At 69.8% G+C, this 19,946-nt stretch carries 18 protein-coding genes and 1 riboswitch; of the genes, 5 read left to right on the top strand and 13 right to left on the bottom strand.

The window, feature by feature from the left end:
• Positions 1 to 44: 44 nt before the first annotated feature.
• From ribH to ribD, 4 genes are read right to left on the bottom strand one after another with little or no spacing between them, the layout of a single operon-like run.
• Complete coding sequence (gene ribH / locus NCG93_RS11495) at positions 45 to 521, bottom strand: 6,7-dimethyl-8-ribityllumazine synthase (RefSeq protein ID WP_194414183.1); 477 nt, start codon at positions 519 to 521, stop codon at positions 45 to 47.
• Positions 518 to 1,792: a GTP cyclohydrolase II gene (ribA, locus tag NCG93_RS11490; RefSeq protein WP_194414182.1), complete on the bottom strand. Its 1,275-nt coding sequence runs from the start codon at positions 1,790 to 1,792 to the stop codon at positions 518 to 520. The genes ribH and ribA overlap by 4 nt, the downstream gene beginning before the upstream one ends.
• Positions 1,789 to 2,490 (bottom strand): riboflavin synthase, encoded by a 702-nt coding sequence (locus NCG93_RS11485; protein ID WP_194414181.1) that lies wholly within the window; start codon positions 2,488 to 2,490, stop codon positions 1,789 to 1,791. Before NCG93_RS11485 ends, ribA begins: the two co-directional genes overlap by 4 nt.
• Positions 2,490 to 3,587 carry a bifunctional diaminohydroxyphosphoribosylaminopyrimidine deaminase/5-amino-6-(5-phosphoribosylamino)uracil reductase RibD gene (gene ribD / locus NCG93_RS11480; protein ID WP_194414180.1) on the bottom strand — a complete coding sequence of 366 codons (1,098 nt, stop codon included), beginning with the start codon at positions 3,585 to 3,587 and terminating at the stop codon, positions 2,490 to 2,492. The genes NCG93_RS11485 and ribD overlap by 1 nt, the downstream gene beginning before the upstream one ends.
• A gap of 82 nt (positions 3,588 to 3,669) precedes the next feature.
• Positions 3,670 to 3,842: riboswitch (FMN riboswitch) on the bottom strand.
• Positions 3,843 to 3,998: 156 nt separating this feature from the next.
• Here ribD and NCG93_RS11475 point away from each other — a divergent pair.
• Together NCG93_RS11475 and glpK are read left to right on the top strand one after the other, a co-directional pair.
• A complete protein-coding gene (locus NCG93_RS11475; RefSeq protein ID WP_241741849.1) occupies positions 3,999 to 5,738 on the top strand; it encodes a glycerol-3-phosphate dehydrogenase/oxidase in 1,740 nt (579 codons plus the stop codon).
• A gap of 68 nt (positions 5,739 to 5,806) precedes the next feature.
• A complete protein-coding gene (gene glpK, locus NCG93_RS11470) occupies positions 5,807 to 7,345 on the top strand; it encodes a glycerol kinase GlpK (protein WP_194414178.1) in 1,539 nt (512 codons plus the stop codon).
• Between the two features lie 3 nt (positions 7,346 to 7,348).
• On the opposite strand, the gene NCG93_RS11465 is transcribed toward glpK, so the two are convergent.
• The 9 genes from NCG93_RS11465 to sdhC all read right to left on the bottom strand — a co-directional run bounded on the left by NCG93_RS11465 (position 7,349) and on the right by sdhC (position 15,824).
• On the bottom strand, positions 7,349 to 8,209 hold the full coding sequence (locus NCG93_RS11465) for an Fpg/Nei family DNA glycosylase (protein ID WP_194414177.1): 861 nt from the start codon (positions 8,207 to 8,209) through the stop codon (positions 7,349 to 7,351).
• Positions 8,210 to 8,260: 51 nt separating this feature from the next.
• On the bottom strand, positions 8,261 to 8,824 hold the full coding sequence (locus NCG93_RS11460; protein WP_194414176.1) for a GNAT family N-acetyltransferase: 564 nt from the start codon (positions 8,822 to 8,824) through the stop codon (positions 8,261 to 8,263).
• A gap of 75 nt (positions 8,825 to 8,899) precedes the next feature.
• Positions 8,900 to 9,907, bottom strand: coding sequence for a tryptophan--tRNA ligase (gene trpS / locus NCG93_RS11455; protein ID WP_194414175.1), 1,008 nt, complete (start codon positions 9,905 to 9,907; stop codon positions 8,900 to 8,902).
• Between the two features lie 124 nt (positions 9,908 to 10,031).
• Entirely contained in the window at positions 10,032 to 10,898 is an 867-nt protein-coding gene (locus NCG93_RS11450; protein WP_194414174.1) for an exodeoxyribonuclease III, read from the bottom strand.
• A 30-nt stretch (positions 10,899 to 10,928) separates the two neighbouring features.
• Entirely contained in the window at positions 10,929 to 12,194 is a 1,266-nt protein-coding gene (locus NCG93_RS11445; protein WP_252787524.1) for a YihY/virulence factor BrkB family protein, read from the bottom strand.
• A 75-nt stretch (positions 12,195 to 12,269) separates the two neighbouring features.
• The gene (locus NCG93_RS11440) at positions 12,270 to 13,058 is read right to left on the bottom strand and encodes a succinate dehydrogenase iron-sulfur subunit (RefSeq protein ID WP_194414172.1); all 789 of its coding nucleotides are present in this window, start codon (positions 13,056 to 13,058) and stop codon (positions 12,270 to 12,272) included.
• A complete protein-coding gene (gene sdhA, locus NCG93_RS11435) occupies positions 13,058 to 14,899 on the bottom strand; it encodes a succinate dehydrogenase flavoprotein subunit (RefSeq protein ID WP_194414171.1) in 1,842 nt (613 codons plus the stop codon). The genes NCG93_RS11440 and sdhA overlap by 1 nt, the downstream gene beginning before the upstream one ends.
• A 44-nt stretch (positions 14,900 to 14,943) precedes the next feature.
• Positions 14,944 to 15,393, bottom strand: a complete 450-nt coding sequence (locus NCG93_RS11430; RefSeq protein ID WP_194414170.1) for a succinate dehydrogenase hydrophobic membrane anchor subunit — start codon at positions 15,391 to 15,393, stop codon at positions 14,944 to 14,946.
• Entirely contained in the window at positions 15,393 to 15,824 is a 432-nt protein-coding gene (sdhC, locus tag NCG93_RS11425; RefSeq protein ID WP_163620584.1) for a succinate dehydrogenase, cytochrome b556 subunit, read from the bottom strand. The genes NCG93_RS11430 and sdhC overlap by 1 nt, the downstream gene beginning before the upstream one ends.
• 324 nt (positions 15,825 to 16,148) lie before the next feature.
• Between sdhC and NCG93_RS11420 the strand changes: the two genes are divergently transcribed.
• From NCG93_RS11420 to NCG93_RS11410, 3 genes are all read left to right on the top strand, one after another.
• Positions 16,149 to 17,312 carry an endo-1,4-beta-xylanase gene (locus tag NCG93_RS11420; RefSeq protein WP_194414169.1) on the top strand — a complete coding sequence of 388 codons (1,164 nt, stop codon included), beginning with the start codon at positions 16,149 to 16,151 and terminating at the stop codon, positions 17,310 to 17,312.
• 73 nt (positions 17,313 to 17,385) lie between these two features.
• The gene (locus NCG93_RS11415) at positions 17,386 to 18,501 is read left to right on the top strand and encodes a mannose-1-phosphate guanylyltransferase (RefSeq protein ID WP_194414168.1); all 1,116 of its coding nucleotides are present in this window, start codon (positions 17,386 to 17,388) and stop codon (positions 18,499 to 18,501) included.
• A 230-nt stretch (positions 18,502 to 18,731) separates the two neighbouring features.
• Positions 18,732 to 19,850: a BMP family lipoprotein gene (locus tag NCG93_RS11410; RefSeq protein WP_194414167.1), complete on the top strand. Its 1,119-nt coding sequence runs from the start codon at positions 18,732 to 18,734 to the stop codon at positions 19,848 to 19,850.
• Positions 19,851 to 19,946 lie beyond the last annotated feature (96 nt).

Here is a 19,946-nt window from a genome sequence, read left to right as displayed (position 1 = left end):
CGAGGCGTTTCGTCTCGCTTCGCTCGCTCAACGACCGACCCGCGTCAGGCGCGCAGTTCGCGCAGCACGAGGGCCGTGCGGATCGCGGCGTCGGCGGCTTCGTGGCCCTTGTCTTCGACCGACCCCGGAAGTCCCGCACGCGCGATGCCCTGCGCTTCGTCGTCGAGCGTCAGCACTCCGAACCCGACCGGCTTCCCGGTGTCGAGCGCGACGCGCGTGAGCCCGTCCGTCGCCGCATTGGAGACGAACTCGAAGTGCGGCGTGCCGCCGCGGATGATGACGCCCAGCGCCACGACCGCGTCGGCCCCGGCATCCAGCGCCGCCTTTGCCACCACGGGCAGCTCGAACGACCCGGGCACCCGCACGATGCGGTGCGAGGCCCCGGCGGCCTTGACGGCGCGCTCGGCGCCGGCGATGAGGCCGTCGGTGATCGTCTCGTGCCAGGTGCCCGCGACCACGACGACGTCGAGTCCCGTGCCGTCGACCGTGCCCGTGGCCTCGGGTGCGCCCTTGACGCTCATCGTTCTGCTCCTTCGTGCATGTTCGCGATCGCGTCGGCGAGGTCGGCCTCCGCGATCAGGTGGCCCATGCGGTCGCGCTTCGTCGCCAGGTACTGGTGGTTGTTCGGCCCGACGCCGACCAGCAGCGGCACCTGCTCGACGATGTCGAGCCCGAGTTCCCGCAGCTGATTGACCTTGTCGGTGTTGTTGGTGAGCAGGCGCACCCGCTCGATGCCCAGATCCGAGAGGATGCCGGCGGCTGCCGCGTAGTCCCGTGCATCGGCCGGCAGGCCGAGCGCCAGGTTGGCGTCCACCGTGTCGAGGCCCCGTTCCTGCAGCGAATAGGCGCGCAGCTTGTTGATGAGCCCGATGCCGCGGCCCTCGTGACCGCGCATGTAGATGACCACGCCGCCGTCCTGCTCGATGGCATCCAGCGCGGCCTCCAGCTGCGGGCCGCACTCGCACTTCAGCGACCCGAAGGCCTCGCCGGTCAGGCACTCCGAGTGCACGCGCACCAGCGGCGCGTCGCCGAGCTCGCCCGACACGACCGCGAGGTGGTCGGTGCCGGTGACCCGGTCCTTGTACGCCAGGAACCGGAACGCACCGTGCGAGGTCGGCACGTTGGCTTCGGCACGCAGGCTGACGCGGCGCTTGTGGGCGTTGCGGGTCGCGGGGTCGCAGGGGTCGTGCTCGTCGAGGTACGCCGTGAGCAGCTCGATCGTGATGACCGGGATGTCATACTCCGCACCGAGCTCCTGGAGCGCCGGCAGTCGCATCATGCTGCCGTCGTCGGCGACGACCTCGCCGATAACTCCGACCGGCGCCAGCTCGGCGAGCTTCATCAGCTCGACGGCGGCCTCGGTGTGGCCGGCGCGCTCGCGGACGCCACCGTCGACGGCGCGCAGCGGCAGGATGTGGCCGGGACGGATCACGCTCGTCGGCTTCGACTCGGGGTCGGCGAGCACGTTCAGCGTGTGCGCGCGGTCGGTGGCGCTGATGCCGGTGGAGACCTTGTCCGCCGCATCGACGCTGACCGTGTAGGCGGTGCCCCGCGCGTCTTCGTTGATCTCGACCATCGGCGGCAGATCCAGCCGGTCCGCCCAGTCCGTGGGCATCGGCGCGCACAGGAACCCGCTGGTCCAGCGGACGGTCCAGGCGACCCACTCGGGGGTGGCGAGCTGAGCCGACAGGATGACGTCGCCCTCGTTCTCGCGATTCTCATCGTCGGCGACGATGACCGGCCGGCCGGCGCGCAGCGCCGCGAGGGCCTCGGGGATGGTGGCAAGGCTCACTTCGAGCCTCCTTCCGTGGATGCGGACGCGTCCGCGGGGAGTTCGGGTGCGACCGGAGCCGCTGGTGCGGCCGGAGCCGCGAAGGAGAGCAAGCGCTGCACGTGGCGCGCAAGGATGTCGGTCTCGAGGTTGACGCGCTCGCCCGGCACCCGGGCGCCCAGCGTGGTGGCGGCGAGCGTCTCGGGGATCAGGGACACCTCGAACCACGCTTCGGCAGCCGCAGCGACCGTGGATGCGGGGGCCGGGCTCGCCGCGCTGACGGTGAGCGAGACGCCGTCGACCGCGATCGAGCCCTTGTCGACGACGAGGGGTGCCAGCTCCGGCGGAAGCGAGATCCGCAGCACCTGCCACTCGGCGCCGGGGCGCACTTCGAGCACCGTGCCGGTGCCGTCGATGTGGCCCTGCACGATGTGTCCGCCCAGGCGACCGTGGGCGGCGGTCGCGCGCTCGAGGTTCACGGCGCGGCCAGCTGCCACGCCTTCGAGGGTCGACATGTCGAGGGTCTGCTTCATGACGTCGGCCGTGAACCAGTCGGGCCCCTGCCCGACGACGGTGAGGCACACGCCGCTGACCGAGATGGAGTCGCCGTGGCCGGCATCCGACACGGCCTTCGGTCCGCGCACGGTCAGGCGCACGCCGTCGCCCGACGGCTCCACAGCCGTGACCTCGCCGACCTCTTCGATGATTCCGGTGAACATCACTCGTCTCCTTCCGACGATGAGCGGCCCACGTGCCCGCCTGCCCGGTGCGCCGCGTGAACGGCGGCGGGAGGGGTCGTGGGATGGGCGACGAGCAGCAGATCGTCGCCGAGTGGGGTGACGGATGCCACGGCCAGGCGCTTCGCGTCGCCGATGGTCGTGACGCCGATGTCGTCCAACGCCAGACGGTCGCCGCCCAGCAGGACGGGTGCGACGTACACGAGCAGCTCGTCGGCGAGCTGCTCCCGCACGAACGAGGCCGCGACGGCGGGCCCGCCCTCGACGAACACCCGCTGCACGCCGCGTCGACGCAGGTCGTCCAATGCCGCGGCGAGGCCGCCCGCCGAGCGGTTGCCTGGATACTGGAGGAACTCCCGCGGGTGCCGTCGCAGCGCCGCCTCGTCGGGCACCGGCCGCGTGCCGAGGACGACCGGCAGCGGCTGGTGCGGCAGGAGCGATCCGTCGTCCGCGCGCGCCGTGAGCGCCGGGTCGTCGGCCAGGACGGTGCCCGTGCCGGCGACGATCGCGTCGGCCTCCGCGCGGCGGCGGTGGACGTCGGCGCGGGCAGCGGAGCCGGTGATCCACTGGCTCGTGCCGTCGGATGCCGCGGCGCGGCCATCGAGGCTCTGTGCCCACTTGACGGTGACGTGCGGGCGACCCAGTCGCTGGACGGTGAGCCAGGAATCGAGGAGCGCGGTCGCCTCGTCGGCGAGGAGGCCGGCCTCGACCTCGACCCCGGCCGCACGCAGCCGCGTGGCGCCGCCGGAGGAGTGGTCGCCGGGATCGGCGATCGCGTAGACGACACGGCTCACCCCCGCGGCGATGAGCGCCTCGGAGCAGGGACCCGTGCGGCCGGTGTGATTGCAGGGCTCGAGAGTCACGACCGCCGTCGCACCGCGCGCGGCGCCCGGGGCGAGCTGCGACAGGGCGTCGACCTCGGCGTGCGGCGTGCCGGCTCCGCGGTGCCAGCCCTCCGCGATGATCTCGCCGCCCGGGCTGAGGAGCACGGCGCCCACCTGCGGGTTCACTCCGCGCGGACCGCGCAGCGCGTTCGCCAGCGCCCGACGCATCGCGTCGTGTTCGGCTGTGCTCGCCATTCCGCTCCCTGATCCTGTGCCGCAGAGTGTCGTCGGTCTCGACGCTCCGGGCAGGGGAAGCGGCGACGCGCGCGGCGTCGCTGTGTGCTGCCTCCCATCCGGACTAGCGACCACGTTCCCGAAGGAACCTCGTCGCATCACCGTCGGTTCCGGATTTCCACCGGATCGGCCAGGGCGTCATCCGAGTCGGATGCTGAAGCCTTGGCTCGCGGACTGTCACCGCCGGTTCGGATTCTCACCGACCCCGGAGCACGTTGATGCTCTGAGTGTAGTCAACGCGGCATCCGCCCAGACATTCCATGTCGGTGCATGAAGCTCGCGGAGGGGGTTGAGCCCGGGCGTCGCGCGTCCGATGTCCTCGCGCCGACGTAGCCTGGGAGGGACAGCGAGGGGATGAGCACGGTGGGGTCGATGCGCAGATACGAAGAGCTGAGGGCGCGTCCGTACGCGGACGTGCTGATCATCGGCGGTGGCATCAACGGTCTCGCGACCTTCCGCGATCTCGCGCTGCAGGGCGTCGACGTCGCCCTGGTGGAGCGCGACGACTTCATCAGCGGCGCGTCCGCCGCGTCGTCGCACATGATCCACGGCGGTATCCGCTACCTCGAGAACGGCGAGTTCCGTCTCGTGCAGGAGGCGGTCACCGAGCGCAACGGGCTGCTGAAGACCGCCCCGCACTACGTGCGGCCGCTCCAGACGACGATCCCCATCTTCTCGACGTTCTCGGGAGTGCTCTCCGCTCCGCTGCGCTTCCTGCGTCACGGTGGCGGGAAGCACCGGGAGCGGGGCGCGGCCCTCATCAAGATCGGGCTCGTGATCTACGACTCGTTCTCGCGCGGCGGCGGTCTCTTCGGAACCGCGACCGTGCCGCGTCACACCTTCCACGGACGACGGCGATCGCTCGCGCAGCTGCCGGCGCTGAACCCGGACGTGAAGTACACCGCCACCTACTGGGATGCCTCGCTCCACGACCCGGAGCGCCTCGCCATCGACGTGCTGCGCGACGGTCGCGCAGCCGGCGGCGACCGCGCCCGCGCGGCGAACTACACCGCCGCGGTCGGCGTCGAGGACGGCCGCGTGGTGCTGCGCGACGCCGTGACAGGCGAGAAGACGCGATTCGCGGCATCCGTCATCATCAACGCCAGCGGCCCATGGACCGACCAGACCAATTCGGCGCTGGGGGATCCGACCCGGTACATGGGCGGCACCAAGGGCTCGCACGTCGTGCTCGACCACCCGGCACTGCTCGCGGCGACGGGCGGACGCGAGCTGTTCTTCGAGAACGAGGACGGCCGGATCGTGCTCATCTACCCCCTCAAGGGCCGGGTCCTCGTCGGCACCACCGATCTCGAGCACCACATGGCCGACCCCATCGTGTGCACCGAGGCCGAGGTCGACTACTTCATCGAGCTCATCGATCAGGTGCTCCCCGAGATCCCCGTCGACCGCTCGCAGATCGTCTATCGCTTCGCCGGAGTGCGGCCGCTCCCGGGACACGGGGATGTCTCGCCGGGATTCGTCTCCCGCGACTACCGCGCGGAGACGGCGCCGCTCGGCGGGGCAGACGCGGCGACCGGTTCCTCGCACCGCGCGAGTGCCACGGTGCTCAGCCTCGTCGGCGGCAAGTGGACGACGTTCCGAGCCTCCGCCGAGCACCTGGCGGACCGCGCGCTGGCGCTGCTGGCGCTGCCTCGCCGCAGCTCTACCAGGGGCGTGCCGATCGGCGGCGGCCGCGGGTACCCCACCACCGAGCGCGCCCGCCAGCAGTGGATCGCGACGCACGCCGTCGATCTGCCGGCCGTTCGCGTCGCGACGCTGCTGGACCGCTACGGCACGGTGGCGGAGTCCGTGGTCGACGCCATCGCCGTCGATGCCGAGGACGCGCCGCTGCGCTCGCTCGCCGGCTACAGCTCGGGCGAGCTGCGGCACCTCGCGGCGACGGAGGATGTGGTGCATCTGGACGACATCCTGCTGCGGCGCACCAGCATCGCGTTCACCGGTGCGGCGACCGCGGAGGCGGCAGCCGAGGTGGCCGACGCGATCGCGCCGGTGCTCGGCTGGGATGCCGAGCGTTCGGCGGCGGAGGCCATCCGCGGGCTCGACCGGGTCCACGCCGCCGATCCGACGTGGTCTCCGGCCTCGGCGCGATAGCCTGACCGCACGCCGCGCCCCGGGCGCGACCACTGCGGGCGACGCCGCCCGCCGAGGAAGGAGACGACGTGGCGGACCACGTGCTGTCCATCGATCAGGGCACGACGTCGACGCGTGCGATCGTCTTCGACGCCGCAGGGGCTGTCGTGGCCGTGTCGCAGCGCGAGCACGAACAGATCTTCCCGCGGGCGGGACGGGTCGAGCACGACCCGGTGGAGATCTGGACGAACACCGAATGGGTGATCGCCTCGTGCCTGTCGCGCGCGGGGATCAGTGCCGCGGACGTGGCCGGCATCGGCGTCACCAACCAGCGCGAGACGGCGATCGTGTGGGAGAAGCGCACCGGCCGCCCGGTGCACAACGCGCTCGTCTGGCAGGACACGCGCACCCAGCCACGCATCGACGAGATGACGAAGGCCGGCGGGTCCGACCGGTTCGCCGATACGACGGGACTGCCGCTGGCGACGTACTTCTCGGCGTCGAAAGTCGAATGGATCCTCGACCACGTCCCCGGCGCACGCGCGGCGGCCGAGGCCGGCGAGCTGTTGTTCGGCACCCCCGACACCTGGGTGGTGTGGAATCTCACGGGCGGCGCACGCGGCGGGATCCACGTCACCGACGTGACCAACGCGTCGCGCACGCTGCTGATGGATCTGCGGACGCTGGACTGGTCCGACGAGCTCCTCGCGGCCTGGCGCATCCCGCGGGCCATGATGCCCGCCATCCGCTCCTCGTCAGAGGTCATGGGGCACTCGCAGCTGCCGTCGGTGCTCGATGGGGTGCCGATCGCCGGGATCCTCGGCGACCAGCAGGCGGCGACGTTCGGGCAGGCGGCGTTCGACGCGGGGGAGTCGAAGAACACCTACGGCACCGGCAACTTCCTCCTCGTGAACACCGGGACCGAGATCGTGCGGTCGGGCAGCGGCCTCATCACGACGGTGGGCTACCGCATCGGCGACGAGCCCGCCCGCTACGCGCTCGAGGGCTCGATCGCCGTGACCGGGTCGCTGGTGCAGTGGCTGCGCGACAACCTCGGCATCATCCATCGGTCGGAGGACGTCGAGACGCTGGCCGCCAGCGTCGACGACAACGGCGGCGCCTACTTCGTGCCTGCATTCTCGGGCCTGTTCGCGCCGTACTGGCGCCCCGACGCGAGAGGCGCGCTGGTGGGGCTCACGCGCTACGTGAACAAGGCGCACATCGCCCGCGCCGCGCTCGAGTCGACGGCGTTCCAGACCAGAGACGTGATCGAGGCTGTCGTAGCGGACACTGACCGCGCGTTGGACGAACTGCGCGTCGACGGCGGCATGACGCGCGACGACCTGCTCATGCAGTTCCAGGCCGACATCCTCGGCATCCCGGTCGTCCGCCCGAAGGTCGTCGAGACGACGGCCCTCGGCGCCGCCTACGCGGCGGGGCTGGCGACCGGCGTGTGGGGCGGGCTCGACGAGCTGCGGGCGCACTGGCAGGAGGACGTGCGCTTCGAGCCCCGGATGCCGGAGGACGAGCGCGAGCGGCGCTACCGGCAGTGGCGCAAGGCCGTCTCGAAGTCGCTCGACTGGGTCGACGACGACGCGCGCATCCTCATGGACACGACCGGCGACTGAGTCCTACTTCAACAGACGGGACAGCCGCCTGTCGGCGAGGATCTTGCCGCCCGTCTGGCAGGTCGGGCAGTACTCGAGCGAGTTGTCGGCGAAGAACACGCTGCGCACCTCGTCCCCGCAGACGGGGCACTTCTCACCGCGACGCCCGTGCACCTGCATGCCGCGACGTTTCGCGTCCTTGAGCTCGGCAGGTGGTTTGCCGGATGCCTCGGCGACGGCATCCGTCAAGGTCTCGGTCATCGCGTCGAAGAGTCGCGTCACGTCGTCGTCGGTGAGCGAGGTGGCGAGGGCGTACGGCGACATCTTCGCCGCATGCAGGATCTCGTCCGAGTAGGCGTTGCCGACCCCGGCGATCGTCGCCTGGTCGCGCAGGACGCCCTTGATCTGCGTGCGTCGGCTCACCAGCAGGCCCGCCAGCGTGTCGCGTGTGAACGACGGATCGAGCGGGTCGGGGCCGAGGCGGGCGATCCCGGGAACGTCGTCGGTCTCGCGCACGACATACACCGCGAGCGACTTCTTGGTGCCGGCTTCGGTGAGGTCGAATCCGGCGCCGTCCGACAGCGCCACCCGCAATGCGATCGGCGTCTTGCCCGGCCGGATGACGGTCTTCGGCAGCTCGTCGTACCAGCGCAGCCACCCGGCTTTCGCGAGGTGGAACACCAGGTGCGGGCCGGTCGTCGACAGGTCGATGAACTTGCCGTGGCGGGTCGCACCGGTGATCTCGGCATCCGCCAGCGACTCGATCGGCGGGTCGTACGTCTTCAGCGCGGCGATGTTGGCGACGGTGGCGCGCGTGATGCGCACGCCGGTGAGCCGCTCGCGGAGGAAGTCGACGAGCCCCTGCACCTCGGGCATCTCGGGCATGCGCTCATCCTGCCATGCAGCGGCGACACCCGGGCCGGTACGGACCGGGTGTCAGTCGAGCACGGGCCAGGGCTGAGGAGTGCGGTCATCGGTGGCGAGCAGGCCGGCGATCCAGCCGTCGTCGCGCCCCTGCGCGCCGACGAGCGCCTGGCGCAGGGTGCCCTCGTAGCGGAAGCCCAGGGTGCGAGCGGCGCGGGCGGAGCCCACGTTGCCGACGACAGCCCGCCATTCGATGCGCTGCAGCCCCGGCCCGTCGGCGGCGAAGCCCCAGTCGAGGACGGCCCGCGCCGCTTCGGTGAGCAGTCCACGCCGACGCGACCACGGCGACACCCAGTAGCCGAGCTCGCCCGCACCGCGCCCGTCGAGGCGGTAGAGCCCGATCATGCCCGCGAGCACCGGCCCTTCGCGCATCGCCCACGTGACGTGCGCGCCGCTCTCCCAGTCGGCGTCGGTACGGGGCACGAACTCCTCGGCGTGGGTCCGCTCGTAGGGAGACGGCACTGTCGTGTATCGCTGCGTCTCGGCGTCCTGGCACGCTTCGTAGATCGCGTCGACATCGGCCTCCACCGGCAGGGACAGCTCCAGCCGACGGGTGCGGAGAATCGTGGGTTCCACCCGCCCACCCTACGGTGGTCCGCCTGCGCCGGTGAGGAGGATGCCGCGGCGCGGGGCCGCGGCATCCGTCCTGGTTCAGCGGGAGCGGCGCAGGAGGCCGACCCTGTCGTACACGTCGTCGAGAGTGCGGTTGGCGACGGACTCAGCCCTCGCCGCGTTCGCGGCGAGCACGCGGTCGAGTTCGGCGGGATCGGCGAGCAGCTCGAGCGCCCGCTGGCGCACCGGGCCGAACTCGTTCACCACGACCTCGGCGAGGCCCTTCTTGAAGTCGCCGTAGCCGCGACCGGCGTACTCGTCCTCGATCGCCGGGATCTGGCGACCGGTGAGGGCGGCGTAGATCACGAGCAGGTTCGACACGCCGGGCTTCGCCTCGCGGTCGTACCGCACCGACCCTTCCGAGTCGGTGACGGCGCGCATGACCTTCTTCGCCGACACCGCCGGATCGTCGAGCATCCACAGGGTGCCGGCGTCGGACTCGGACGACTTCGACATCTTCGAGGTGGGATTCTGCAGGTCGTAGATGCGGGCGGTCTCCTGCTGGATGACCGGCATGGGCACCGTGAACGTCTGGCCGAAACGGCTGTTGAAGCGCTCCGCGAGGTCGCGGGTGAGCTCGACGTGCTGCTTCTGGTCGTCACCGACCGGCACGATGTCGGTCTGGTACAGCAGGATGTCGGCTGCCATCAGCACGGGATAGGTGAAGAGTCCGACCGACGTCGCCTCCGAGCCGTAGCGCTGCGACTTGTCCTTGAACTGCGTCATGCGGCCGGCCTCGCCGAAGCCCGTGATCGTCGAGAGGATCCACGCGAGCTCGGCGTGCGCCGGCACGTGCGACTGCACGTAGAGCGTCGACCGAGAGGGCTCGATTCCCGCCGCGATGTACTGCGCGGCGGTGCGGCGCGTCTTCTCGCGCAGATGCTCCGGATCCTGCGCGACAGTCATCGCGTGCAGGTCCACGACCGAGAAGAACGCCTCGTAGGACTCCTGCAGGTCGCGCCACTGCATGAGCGCCCCGATGTAGTTGCCGATCTGGAGCGAGTCGGCGGAGGGCTGCATGCCGGAGTACAGGCGCGGTTTGCTCATCCGGCAAGTCTATAAAGCGGATGCCGCGGCCTGCGCCGCAGCGGGACAGCCGCGCCCATCCGCCGTCCGCGTGCGCGCCCAGCGCCGACCCCCCGTCGAGCAGGCGCGCCCCGGGTCGACCGGCTCAGTGACCGATCGTGTAGTCGGCGACGACGGGGGAGTGGTCGCTCCACCGGGTGTCCCAGGAGGGGGCGCGCACGACGCGGTAGTCGACGACGCGGGAGCCGAGCTCGGGCGTCGCGAGGTGGTAGTCGATCCGCCATCCGGCGTCGTTGTCGAAGGCGCGCCCGCGCATCGACCACCAGGTGTACGGGCCGTCGACGTCGCCGTGGAAGCGGCGTCCGATGTCGACCCAGCCGAGGCCGGTGCCATGCGAGCCGTCGGTCCCGGTGACGTCTGCGCCCTCCTCGCCGAAGAAGCGGTCGAAGTACGCACGCTCGCGGGGGAGGAAGCCGGCCTTCTTGACGTTGCCCTTCCAGTTGCGGATGTCCAGTTCGCGGTGACCGACGTTCAGGTCGCCCATCACGAGCGCGAGCGGCGACGCGGCCTTGAGCTGCGGCATCCGCTTCTCCATCGCGTCCAGGAACGCCCACTTCGCGTCCTGCTTGGGCGTCTCGGCCTCGCCGGTGTGCACGTACGCGCTCACCACGATGAGCCGCTCGCCGTCGATGTCGAAGTCCGCCTCGATCCAGCGGCCGGCGCTGTCGAGCACCTCGGCGGCGTCGTCGGCGGCCGGCCCGAGAACGCGCCGCACCTCGATCGAGGGGATGCGGCTCGCCACCGCTACGCCGGCACGGCCCTTGGACAGCGCCTCGTCGTTGACGATCTCCCAGCCGGGGAGGGCCGCGCGCAGCTCGTCCTCGGTCGCCCGCACCTCCTGCAGGGCCAGAACGTCGATGTCGGCGGCATCGAGCCAGTCGTTCATGCCCTTGCGAGTGGCGGCACGGATTCCGTTGACGTTGACAGAGGCGATGCGAACACGGCGAGACACGACGGCAAGACTATCCGCCGCCGCCGACACTCATTCGAAGAGGCTGCCCGGCTTCTTCGTCGGAGCAGCAGGGGTGGCCGCTTCCACCTGGGCGAGTTCCTGCTCCGCTTCCCGCACCGCGCGGTCGGCCGCCCACTGCCGGTACCAGGGAGCCGTGTCGCGCGCCCCCTGTGCCGTGCGCAGCCGCACGCGTGCCGCCACGAGCAGAGCGGCGTGCTCGGCGGCGAGCCGCTCGGCCTCGGTCTGCGGCAACAGGGGGATCTCCTCGTCCTTCGCCGAGACGGCGATCCACGCCGCGGCCACCAGCATGATGATGCCGATGATGCGGAACCACAGCAGCAGGCCGACGAAGATCGCGAACGTCGCGAGCAGGGCGTTCGTCGGCGTGTAGACGAAGAGCCACCCCGTGAACAGCTGGAGCACGGTGATGGCGCCGCCGCCGAGGAGGGCGCCCGGCCAGATCCGGCGCCAGGGCAGCTTGGTCCCGGTGAGGAAGCGGATGAGTCCCCCGAGCGCGGCGCTGAAGATGACGAAGGAGATCGCCACCGTTCCGATGCTCGTGGTGACCCCGACCCAGCCCGACGCGTTCTTCCATCCCAGCACGGCGAACAGCCAGTTCAACGCCCAGGTGCCGAGCGTCTGCGCGGCGAAGCCGACCACCAGAGCAAGCGCGAACAGTCCGGCGCCGATGAGATCCCGCGCCTTCAGATAGAAGTAGCTGCGCAGATCCGGCGGGAGCCCGAAGATGTCGCGCACCGCGCGTCGGCTGAACGTCACGAACCCGATGGCCGTCCAGATCAGTGTGCCGAGCGCGATGATGCCCGTGACGCCGAGGACGCCGGCATTGCTCGTCGCCACCTCGGTCACCTGCTGCTGGGTGAACAGCCCCTCGTCGCTGATCAGGCCGGGGATGTAGCTGTTGATGAGCCTGATGAGCGCTTCGATGGCATCCGAGCTGCCGCCGAGCCAGAGCCCTGCGATCGCGAAGGCGACGTAGATGGCCGCGAAGGTCGCGAAGAGCGCCTGATAGCTGACTCCCGCGGCGAGCAGGAAGCCGTTGTGCTGGAGGAAATGACGCCACACCCGCACCGGGAACCACGCCATCGTGCGCTGCGTCAGCGCGGTCGCTCTGCTGAGGGGCTGATCGAACCGCTCGCGCAGGTTCTCCTGCGTCGCCTCCCAGCGAGCCCGGAGCGACTCCTCTTCACGCTGCGCGGCATCCGCCTGATCGCGAGCCTCGTCGTGCTCCTGCGCACGCGCGCGATCCTGTCTGCGCGCATCGTCCCGTTGGCTCACGGAAGCCAGAGTATCGACTGAGGGATGCCGCACCGCGCCGCGTCGCGGCATCCGTCCGCCAACGGGGGAGAAGTGCTACGCGCGTCCGCGGAGGACGGCCTGCTTGACCTCGGCGATCGCCTTCGTCACCTCGATGCCACGGGGGCACGCCTCGGTGCAGTTGAAGGTGGTGCGGCAGCGCCACACGCCCTCCTTGTCGTTGAGGATGTCGAGGCGCACGTCGCCGGCGTCGTCGCGCGAGTCGAAGATGAAGCGGTGCGCGTTGACGATCGCGGCGGGGCCGAAGTACTGCCCGTCGGTCCAGAAGACCGGGCACGACGAGGTGCATGCCGCGCACAGGATGCACTTCGTGGTGTCGTCGAAGACCTCGCGGTCGACGATCGACTGGATGCGCTCCTTGCCCGGCTCGGGCTTCGAGTTCGCGATCAGGAACGGCTGCACCTCGCGGTACGACGCGAAGAACGGCTCCATGTCGACGACGAGATCCTTCTCGAGGGGAAGGCCCTTGATCGCCTCGACGTAGATGGGCTGCGAGATGTCGAGATCCTTGATGAGGGTCTTGCACGCGAGTCGGTTGCGGCCGTTGATGCGCATCGCGTCCGAGCCGCAGATCCCGTGTGCGCAGGATCGGCGGAAGGTCAGCGACCCGTCGACCTCCCACTTGATCTTGTGCAGGGCGTCCAGCACACGGTCGGTCGAGTACAGCTCCACGTCGTAGTCGACCCAGCGCGGCTCTTCGTCGACCTCCGGGTTGAACCGGCGGATGATGAAGGTGACCAGGAACGACTGGATGCCGGTGTCGTCCGTGGTCTCGACCTCGGTGGCGGCGTCGGCAGGCGTCTCTACTGGGGCCAGCGTCGACATCAGTACTTCCTCTCCAACGGCGGGTAGCGCAACTCGCCGGCTTCGTTCTTCGTGAAGACGACGGGCTTCCAATCGAGGCGGATGTGGTCGTCGGAGTGCGAAGACCCGGCATCCCCCGACAGGTAGGCCATCGTGTGCTGCATGTACTGCTCGTCGTCGCGGTGCGGGAAGTCGTCGCGCATGTGGCCGCCGCGGCTCTCCTTGCGGTTTCGGGCTGTCACGACGACGACCTCGGCGATGTCGAGGAGGAAGCCGAGCTCCACTGCCTCGAGCAGGTCGGTGTTGTAGCGCTTGCCCTTGTCGTCGACGTGCACGTTCTTGAAGCGCTCGCGCAGCTCCTCGATGACGTCGAGCACCTCGCCGAGCGACTCGTCGGTGCGGAACACCTGGGCCTTGCGGTCCATCTCGTCCTGCAGCGTCTTGCGGAGCACCGCGATGCGCTCGGTGCCCTGGTTGTTGCGCAGGCCCTCGATGAGGCCGCGCACCTCGGCGGCGGGATCCTCGGGGAGCGGCACGAAGTCGGCGGTCTTGACGTACTCCACGGCGTTGCGCCCGGCGCGCTTGCCGAACACGTTGATGTCGAGCAGCGAGTTGGTGCCGAGGCGGTTGGACCCGTGGACCGAGACGCAGGCGCACTCGCCGGCGGCGTACAGGCCGGGCACGACGGTGGTGTTGTCGCTCAGCACCTGCGCGTCGTTGTTGGTCGGGATGCCGCCCATCGCGTAGTGCGCGGTGGGCATCACCGGCACGGGCTCGACGACGGGGTCGACGCCGAGGTACGTGCGGGCGAACTCGGTGATGTCGGGGAGCTTCGTCTCGAGCACCTCGGCGCCCAGGTGGGTGCAGTCCAGGAGCACATAGTCGCGATGCGGACCGGCGCCCCGGCCCTCGGCGACCTCCTGCACCATGCAGCGGCTGACGATGTCGCGAGGCGCGAGGTCCTTGATGGTGGGGGCGTACCGCTCCATGAACCGCTCGCCGCTGACGTTGCGGAGGATGGCGCCCTCGCCGCGCGCACCTTCGGTGAGCAGGATGCCGAGCCCCGCGAGTCCGGTCGGGTGGAACTGGAAGAACTCCATGTCTTCCAGCGGCAGGCCCTTGCGCCAGATGATGCCCACTCCGTCACCGGTGAGGGTGTGCGCGTTCGAGGTGGTCTTGAAGATCTTGCCGAAGCCGCCGGTGGCGAAGATGACGGCCTTCGACTGGAAGACGTGCAGCTCGCCCGTGGCGAGCTCGTAGGCGACGACGCCCGCGATCTGCTTGTCCTTGCCCTCGCCCACGGTGACGAGGTCGAGCACGTAGAACTCGTTGAAGAAGTTGATGCCGAGCTTGACGCAGTTCTGGAACAGCGTCTGCAGGATCATGTGACCGGTGCGGTCGGCGGCGTAGCAGGCGCGGCGCACCGGCGTCTTGCCGTGGTCGGCGGTGTGGCCGCCGAAGCGGCGCTGGTCGATCTTGCCCTCCGGCGTGCGGTTGAACGGCAGGCCCATGTTCTCGAGGTCGATGACCGCGTCGATGGCCTCCTTTGCGAGGATCTCCGCGGCATCCTGGTCGACCAGATAGTCGCCGCCCTTGACGGTGTCGAAGGTGTGCCACTCCCACGAGTCCTCTTCGACGTTGGCGAGCGCCGCCGCCATGCCGCCCTGCGCCGCACCCGTGTGCGAACGCGTGGGGTACAGCTTCGAGATGACGGCCGTCCGCGCACCCGGTCCGGCTTCGATGGCCGCCCGCATGCCGGCGCCGCCGGCGCCCACGATGACGATGTCGAACTGGTGGTAGTGCACGCCGTCCTTGACGTAGCTTGCAATGCTCTCGGTGCCGGCAGGGGTCTCAGTGCTCACGCTGGATGCTTTCGGTGGTCGATGCTCGGGGAAAAGCCCGAACGCTATGCGCAGATGCTGACGATGACGTCGGACGCGGTATCGGCGTCGAAGCCGAGGCACGGGTCGAAGGTGAAGACCACGAGGGTTCCGAGGACGATGAGGAATGCCGCGGCGAGCCACAGCGCCCACACCAGCACTCGGCGGGTGGTCGGGTGCGTCACGTAGTCGTTCACGATCGTGCGCATGCCGTTGGCGCCGTGGATCAGTGCGAGCCAGAGCATCAGCACGTCCCACCACTGCCAGAACGGCGAGGCGAACTTGCCGGCGACGAAGGCGAAGTCGATGCCGTGGATGCCCTCGCCGAGCATCAGGTTCACGAAGAGGTGACCGAAGATGAGGACCACGAGCAGCACGCCGGAGGCGCGCATGTAGATCCAGCCCCACTTCTCGAGGTTGGGACCCTTCCGCCGTGCGGGGGCGTGCGGGGCGCGGGGGTCGGCGATGGCGGTCATCAGTGGCCTCCTCCCGGAGCGAAGGCGAGCATGAGGTGGCGCGGCGCGAAGCCCAGCATCGTCACGACCCACAGTCCGAGGACGCCCCACCAGAGCTGACGCTGGTGGCGCGTGGCCCACGACCAGAAGTCGACCAGGATGATGCGCAGGCCGTTGTAGGCGTGGTACGCGATCGCGCCGACGAGGGCGACCTCGCCGAGGGCCATCACCCAGTTCTTGTACGTGCCGATGACCGCGTCGTACGCCTCGGGCGAGACCCGGATGAGCGCGGTGTCGAGGATGTGGACCAGCAGGAAGAAGAAGATCGCGACGCCGGTGATGCGGTGCAGCACCCACGACCACATTCCTTCGTTCCCGCGGTACAGCGTGCCGCGGGGGACTCGGGAGGTGGTCTCGGATACCGACGGTGTGACGCGTGCTGGTGCAGACACGGCCGTCCTCCTTGGATCGAAACACGGTGGGGCTGGCCTCTGACGGCGAGGCGTCCCCCGAAGTGGGCCCGAAGCGGTGTGCTGCGAGCCGTCGGCGTCACGCGGGCGCTGCGACCATCCTATTCCCGTCGCGCGCGGCTGGGGGATTAGGGCGGCCTAACTTATCTCGACGTCGAGAGATCTTCAGGCCCTCGTCATCGACGTGGAAAACGCTCCGAAACCTTTTGCCCTGCCCGAGAGCGCGGCCTAGCGTTTGTTGCACGCAAGAACATATGTGTCGCCCAGGCGCCGCATATGACAGACAAAGATGTCAGGAGTTTCCCCATGCGCCGATCCCTCCGATCGCTTCTGGCGGCCACAGCCGTCGCCGCTCTCGTGCTGCCTCTCTGGGGCGCGACTGCGGCGAACGCCGAGCCGCCCGGCCACAGCCACGCCGACAAGCACGCCCTGCGCACGCAGGCGCCGCGCGACCTCGCGATCGGCAGCGCCGCGTGGGGGCAGCGCGACCTCGTGCAGTACGACCGCCACGCCCCTACGAAGTACCAGCAGGTGCTCGGCGCGCAGTTCTCGTCGCTCACCCCTGAGAACGACATGAAATGGGATGCCGTGCACCCGGCTCCGAATGTGTACGACTTCGCGTCCGCCGACGCCCTGGTCGCCTTCGCCCGGGCGAACCACCAGCAGGTCCGCGGCCACACGCTGCTGTGGCACAGCCAGAACCCGGCGTGGGTCACGGCGGCGAGCCAGACCTGGACGTGCGACCAGGCGCGTGCCGTGCTCGAGGACCACATCCGCACCGTGGTCGGTCACTTCAAGGGCCGGATCTACGAGTGGGACGTCGCCAACGAGATCTTCCAGGACACGTGGGACAACGGCGGTGTGCGGCTGCGCACGGAGGCGAACCCGTTCCTCAAGGCATGCGCCGCCGACCCGATCGCGCTCCTGGAGGACGCGTTCCGGTGGGCGCACGAGGCCGACCCCGAGGCGGTGCTGTTCCTCAACGACTACAACGCGGAGGGCATCAATGAAAAGACCGATGCCTACTACGCGCTCGCGCAGCGCATGCTGGCCGACGGCGTGCCGCTCGGCGGCTTCGGCGCCCAGGGCCACCTCAGCCTGCTGTACGGCTTCGACGCGTCGATCCAGGCGAACTTCGAGCGCTTCGCGGCGCTCGGACTGCAGGTCGCGGTGACCGAAGCGGACGTCCGCATCCCGCTGCAGCCCGGTGAGACGGGCCCGACCCCCGAGCAGGTGGCCGTCCAGGCCGAGCGCTACGACGCGATGCTCGAGGCGTGCCTGAACGTGACCGCCTGCTCGTCCTTCACGGTGTGGGGCTTCCCGGACGCGAACTCCTGGGTTCCCGACGTGTTCCCCGGTGAGGGCTGGGCGACGATCTTCGAGGACGACTACACGCCGAAGCCGGCGTTCACGGCGATGCTGGAGTCGCTGCGCGACGCCACGCCCGGCACCTCTCCGCGGCGGGGCTGAGCGGAGCGTGACGGCGGCCGGCCGGAGGCCCGGTCGCCGTCACGCGCGCAGGCGTCAGGGTAGCCTCGGTGGCATGCCAGGACCCATCGACGACTTCTACGCCGTGATCCCCGCCGGCGGCATCGGGAGCCGGCTGTGGCCGCTGTCGCGTGCCGATGCGCCGAAGTTCCTCCACGACCTCACCGGCTCGGGACGCACCCTGCTGCGCGACACCTGGGACCGGCTCGAGCCGCTCGCCGGCCCCGACCGCATCGCCGTCGTGACGGGCCGTGCGCACCGCGCTGCGGTCGAGCGGGAGCTGCCCGGCATCGCCGACAAGAACGTCGTGCTCGAGTCGGAGCCTCGTGACTCGACGGCGGCGATCGGCCTCGCCGCAGCGATCCTGTCGCGCCGGGAGCCCGACGTCATCATCGGCTCGTTCGCGGCCGACCACGTGATCCGCGTGCCGCAGCTCTTCGACTGGGCGGTGAACCAGGCCGTCGCCACGGCACGCGAGGGTTACATCTGCACCATCGGCATCCAGCCCTCCGAGCCGTCCGTCGGCTTCGGGTACATCAGGAAGACCGACGCGCTGTCGATCGATGGTGCGCCCGAGGCGGCCCTCGTCGGCAGCTTCGTCGAGAAGCCCGACCTCGAAACGGCGAAGGAGTACTTCGCCGACCGGAACTATCTCTGGAACGCCGGCATGTTCATCTCCCGTGCGGATGTGCTGCTCGGCGAGATCGCCGAGAACGAGCCGCAGCTGTACGCCGGACTCATGGACCTCGCCGAGGCGTGGGACGACCGGGAAGAGCGCGGACCGGTCGTCGACCGCGTGTGGCCGAGCCTGAAGAAGATCGCCATCGACTACGCGGTCGCCGAGCCCGCCGCCGCGAAGGGCCGCCTCGCGGTCATCCCCGGTCACTTCGACTGGGACGACGTCGGCGACTTCGCGAGCCTCGCCAAGCTCAACTCGCACGGCCGCAAGAACGACCTCGCGATCCTCGGCGAGAACGCCCGCGTGCTCTCGGACGCCGCCAGCGGCATCGTGGTGAGCCAGACGCGGCGCGTCATCAGCGTGATCGGCGTGCGTGACATCGTCATCGTCGACACCGAGGATGCGCTGCTCGTCACGACGAGCGAGCACGCCCAGCGCGTGAAGGGCGTCGTCGACGCGCTCAAGCTCAGCGGGCGCGGCGAGGTGCTGTGAGGGTCCCCACGCCTTTCCACTCATCGCTTCGCGCTGAGCGGAGCCTCGGGCTCGTGGGCCCAGCCGCGGCCGCGGCATCCGTTTTCCTGCTCGGCTTCTGATCGCACCGCATATTGCGTCTTTGTAACCTTTCGCGAACAGCGGGCTGTGGAGTATGCAACCGCACCGACACAGTGGGTAACTTTGTGCAGTCCCCGTGAAGGACGCGGGGCAATGTAGTGGAGGCTGAGTTGACCATCTCACGCACCAAGAAGCTCGTAGGCGTCACAGCCGCCGCGGGTATTCTGCTGGCCCTCGCGGGCTGCGGCTCCGCGCCCGAGGCGAGCCCGAGCGACAGTGCCGGCGCCGCCGACGTCGTCGACGGCTTCCAGGCGTGCCTCGTCTCCGACGCCGGTGGCTGGAACGACAAGTCGTTCAACCAGTCCGCCAAGGAGGGCATGGACCGCGCCGCCGACGAGCTCGGCATCGAGCCGCTCGAACTGGAGTCGACCTCCGAGAACGACTACGCGCCCAACATGGAGACCGCGGTCGCCGAGGGCTGCACGCTGATCATCTCGGTCGGCTTCAACCTGTCGGCGGCGACCGTCGAGTCCGCGCTCGCGAACCCCGACGTGAACTACGCGATCATCGACGACTACGCCGACACCGACTTCGACGGCACCACCGACGCCCCGAACATCAAGCCCCTCGTCTTCAACACCGCAGAGGCCGCCTACCTCGGCGGCTACGCCGCGGCGGCGTGGTCCGCACAGAGCGGCGTGAACAAGGTCGGCACCTTCGGCGGCATGCAGATCCCGTCGGTCGCCGTGTTCATGGACGGCTACCAGCTGGGCGTCGAGAAGTACAACGAGGACAAGGGCGCCGACGTCCAGGTCTTCGGATGGGACTCCGAGGCTCAGACCGGCTCGTTCACGGGCGGCTTCGACGCCAACGACACCGCCAAGCAGACCGCGCAGGGCGTTCTCGACCAGGGTGTCGACGTGATCCTGCCGGTCGGCGGACCGATCTACCAGAGCGCTGCGGCTGCCATCACCGATGGTGGCACCGGCACCGTGATGCTGGGTGTCGACTCCGACCTCGCGGTCGCCGACCCCGACGTCGCCGACCTGACGCTCGTCTCGATCATGAAGGCGATCGACGTCGCCGTCTACGACGCGACGATCGCCGCAGCGTCGGGCGACTTCGACCCGGAGCCCTACATCGGCACCCTCGAGAACGAGGGCGTCAAGCTGTCCAGCTTCCACGACTTCGAGTCGCAGCTGCCCGACGGACTGCTCGACGAGCTCACCGCGCTCCAGGAGCAGATCATCTCGGGTGACATCGTGGTGGAGTCGCCGAACTCTCCGTAATCCTGTGCGGCACGATCGGGGCGGGCAGCGGTCATCCGCTGTCCGCCCCGACACGTGCCGCCGACTTGTGCAGGGCGCACGCCCCGCACCCGCCCG

It is taken from the genome of Microbacterium yannicii, assembly GCF_024055635.1.
Classification (GTDB): Bacteria; Actinomycetota; Actinomycetes; order Actinomycetales; family Microbacteriaceae; genus Microbacterium; species Microbacterium yannicii.
The sequence above is the reverse complement of the archived record's forward strand: the minus strand, read 5'-3'. Positions and strand labels throughout refer to the sequence as shown.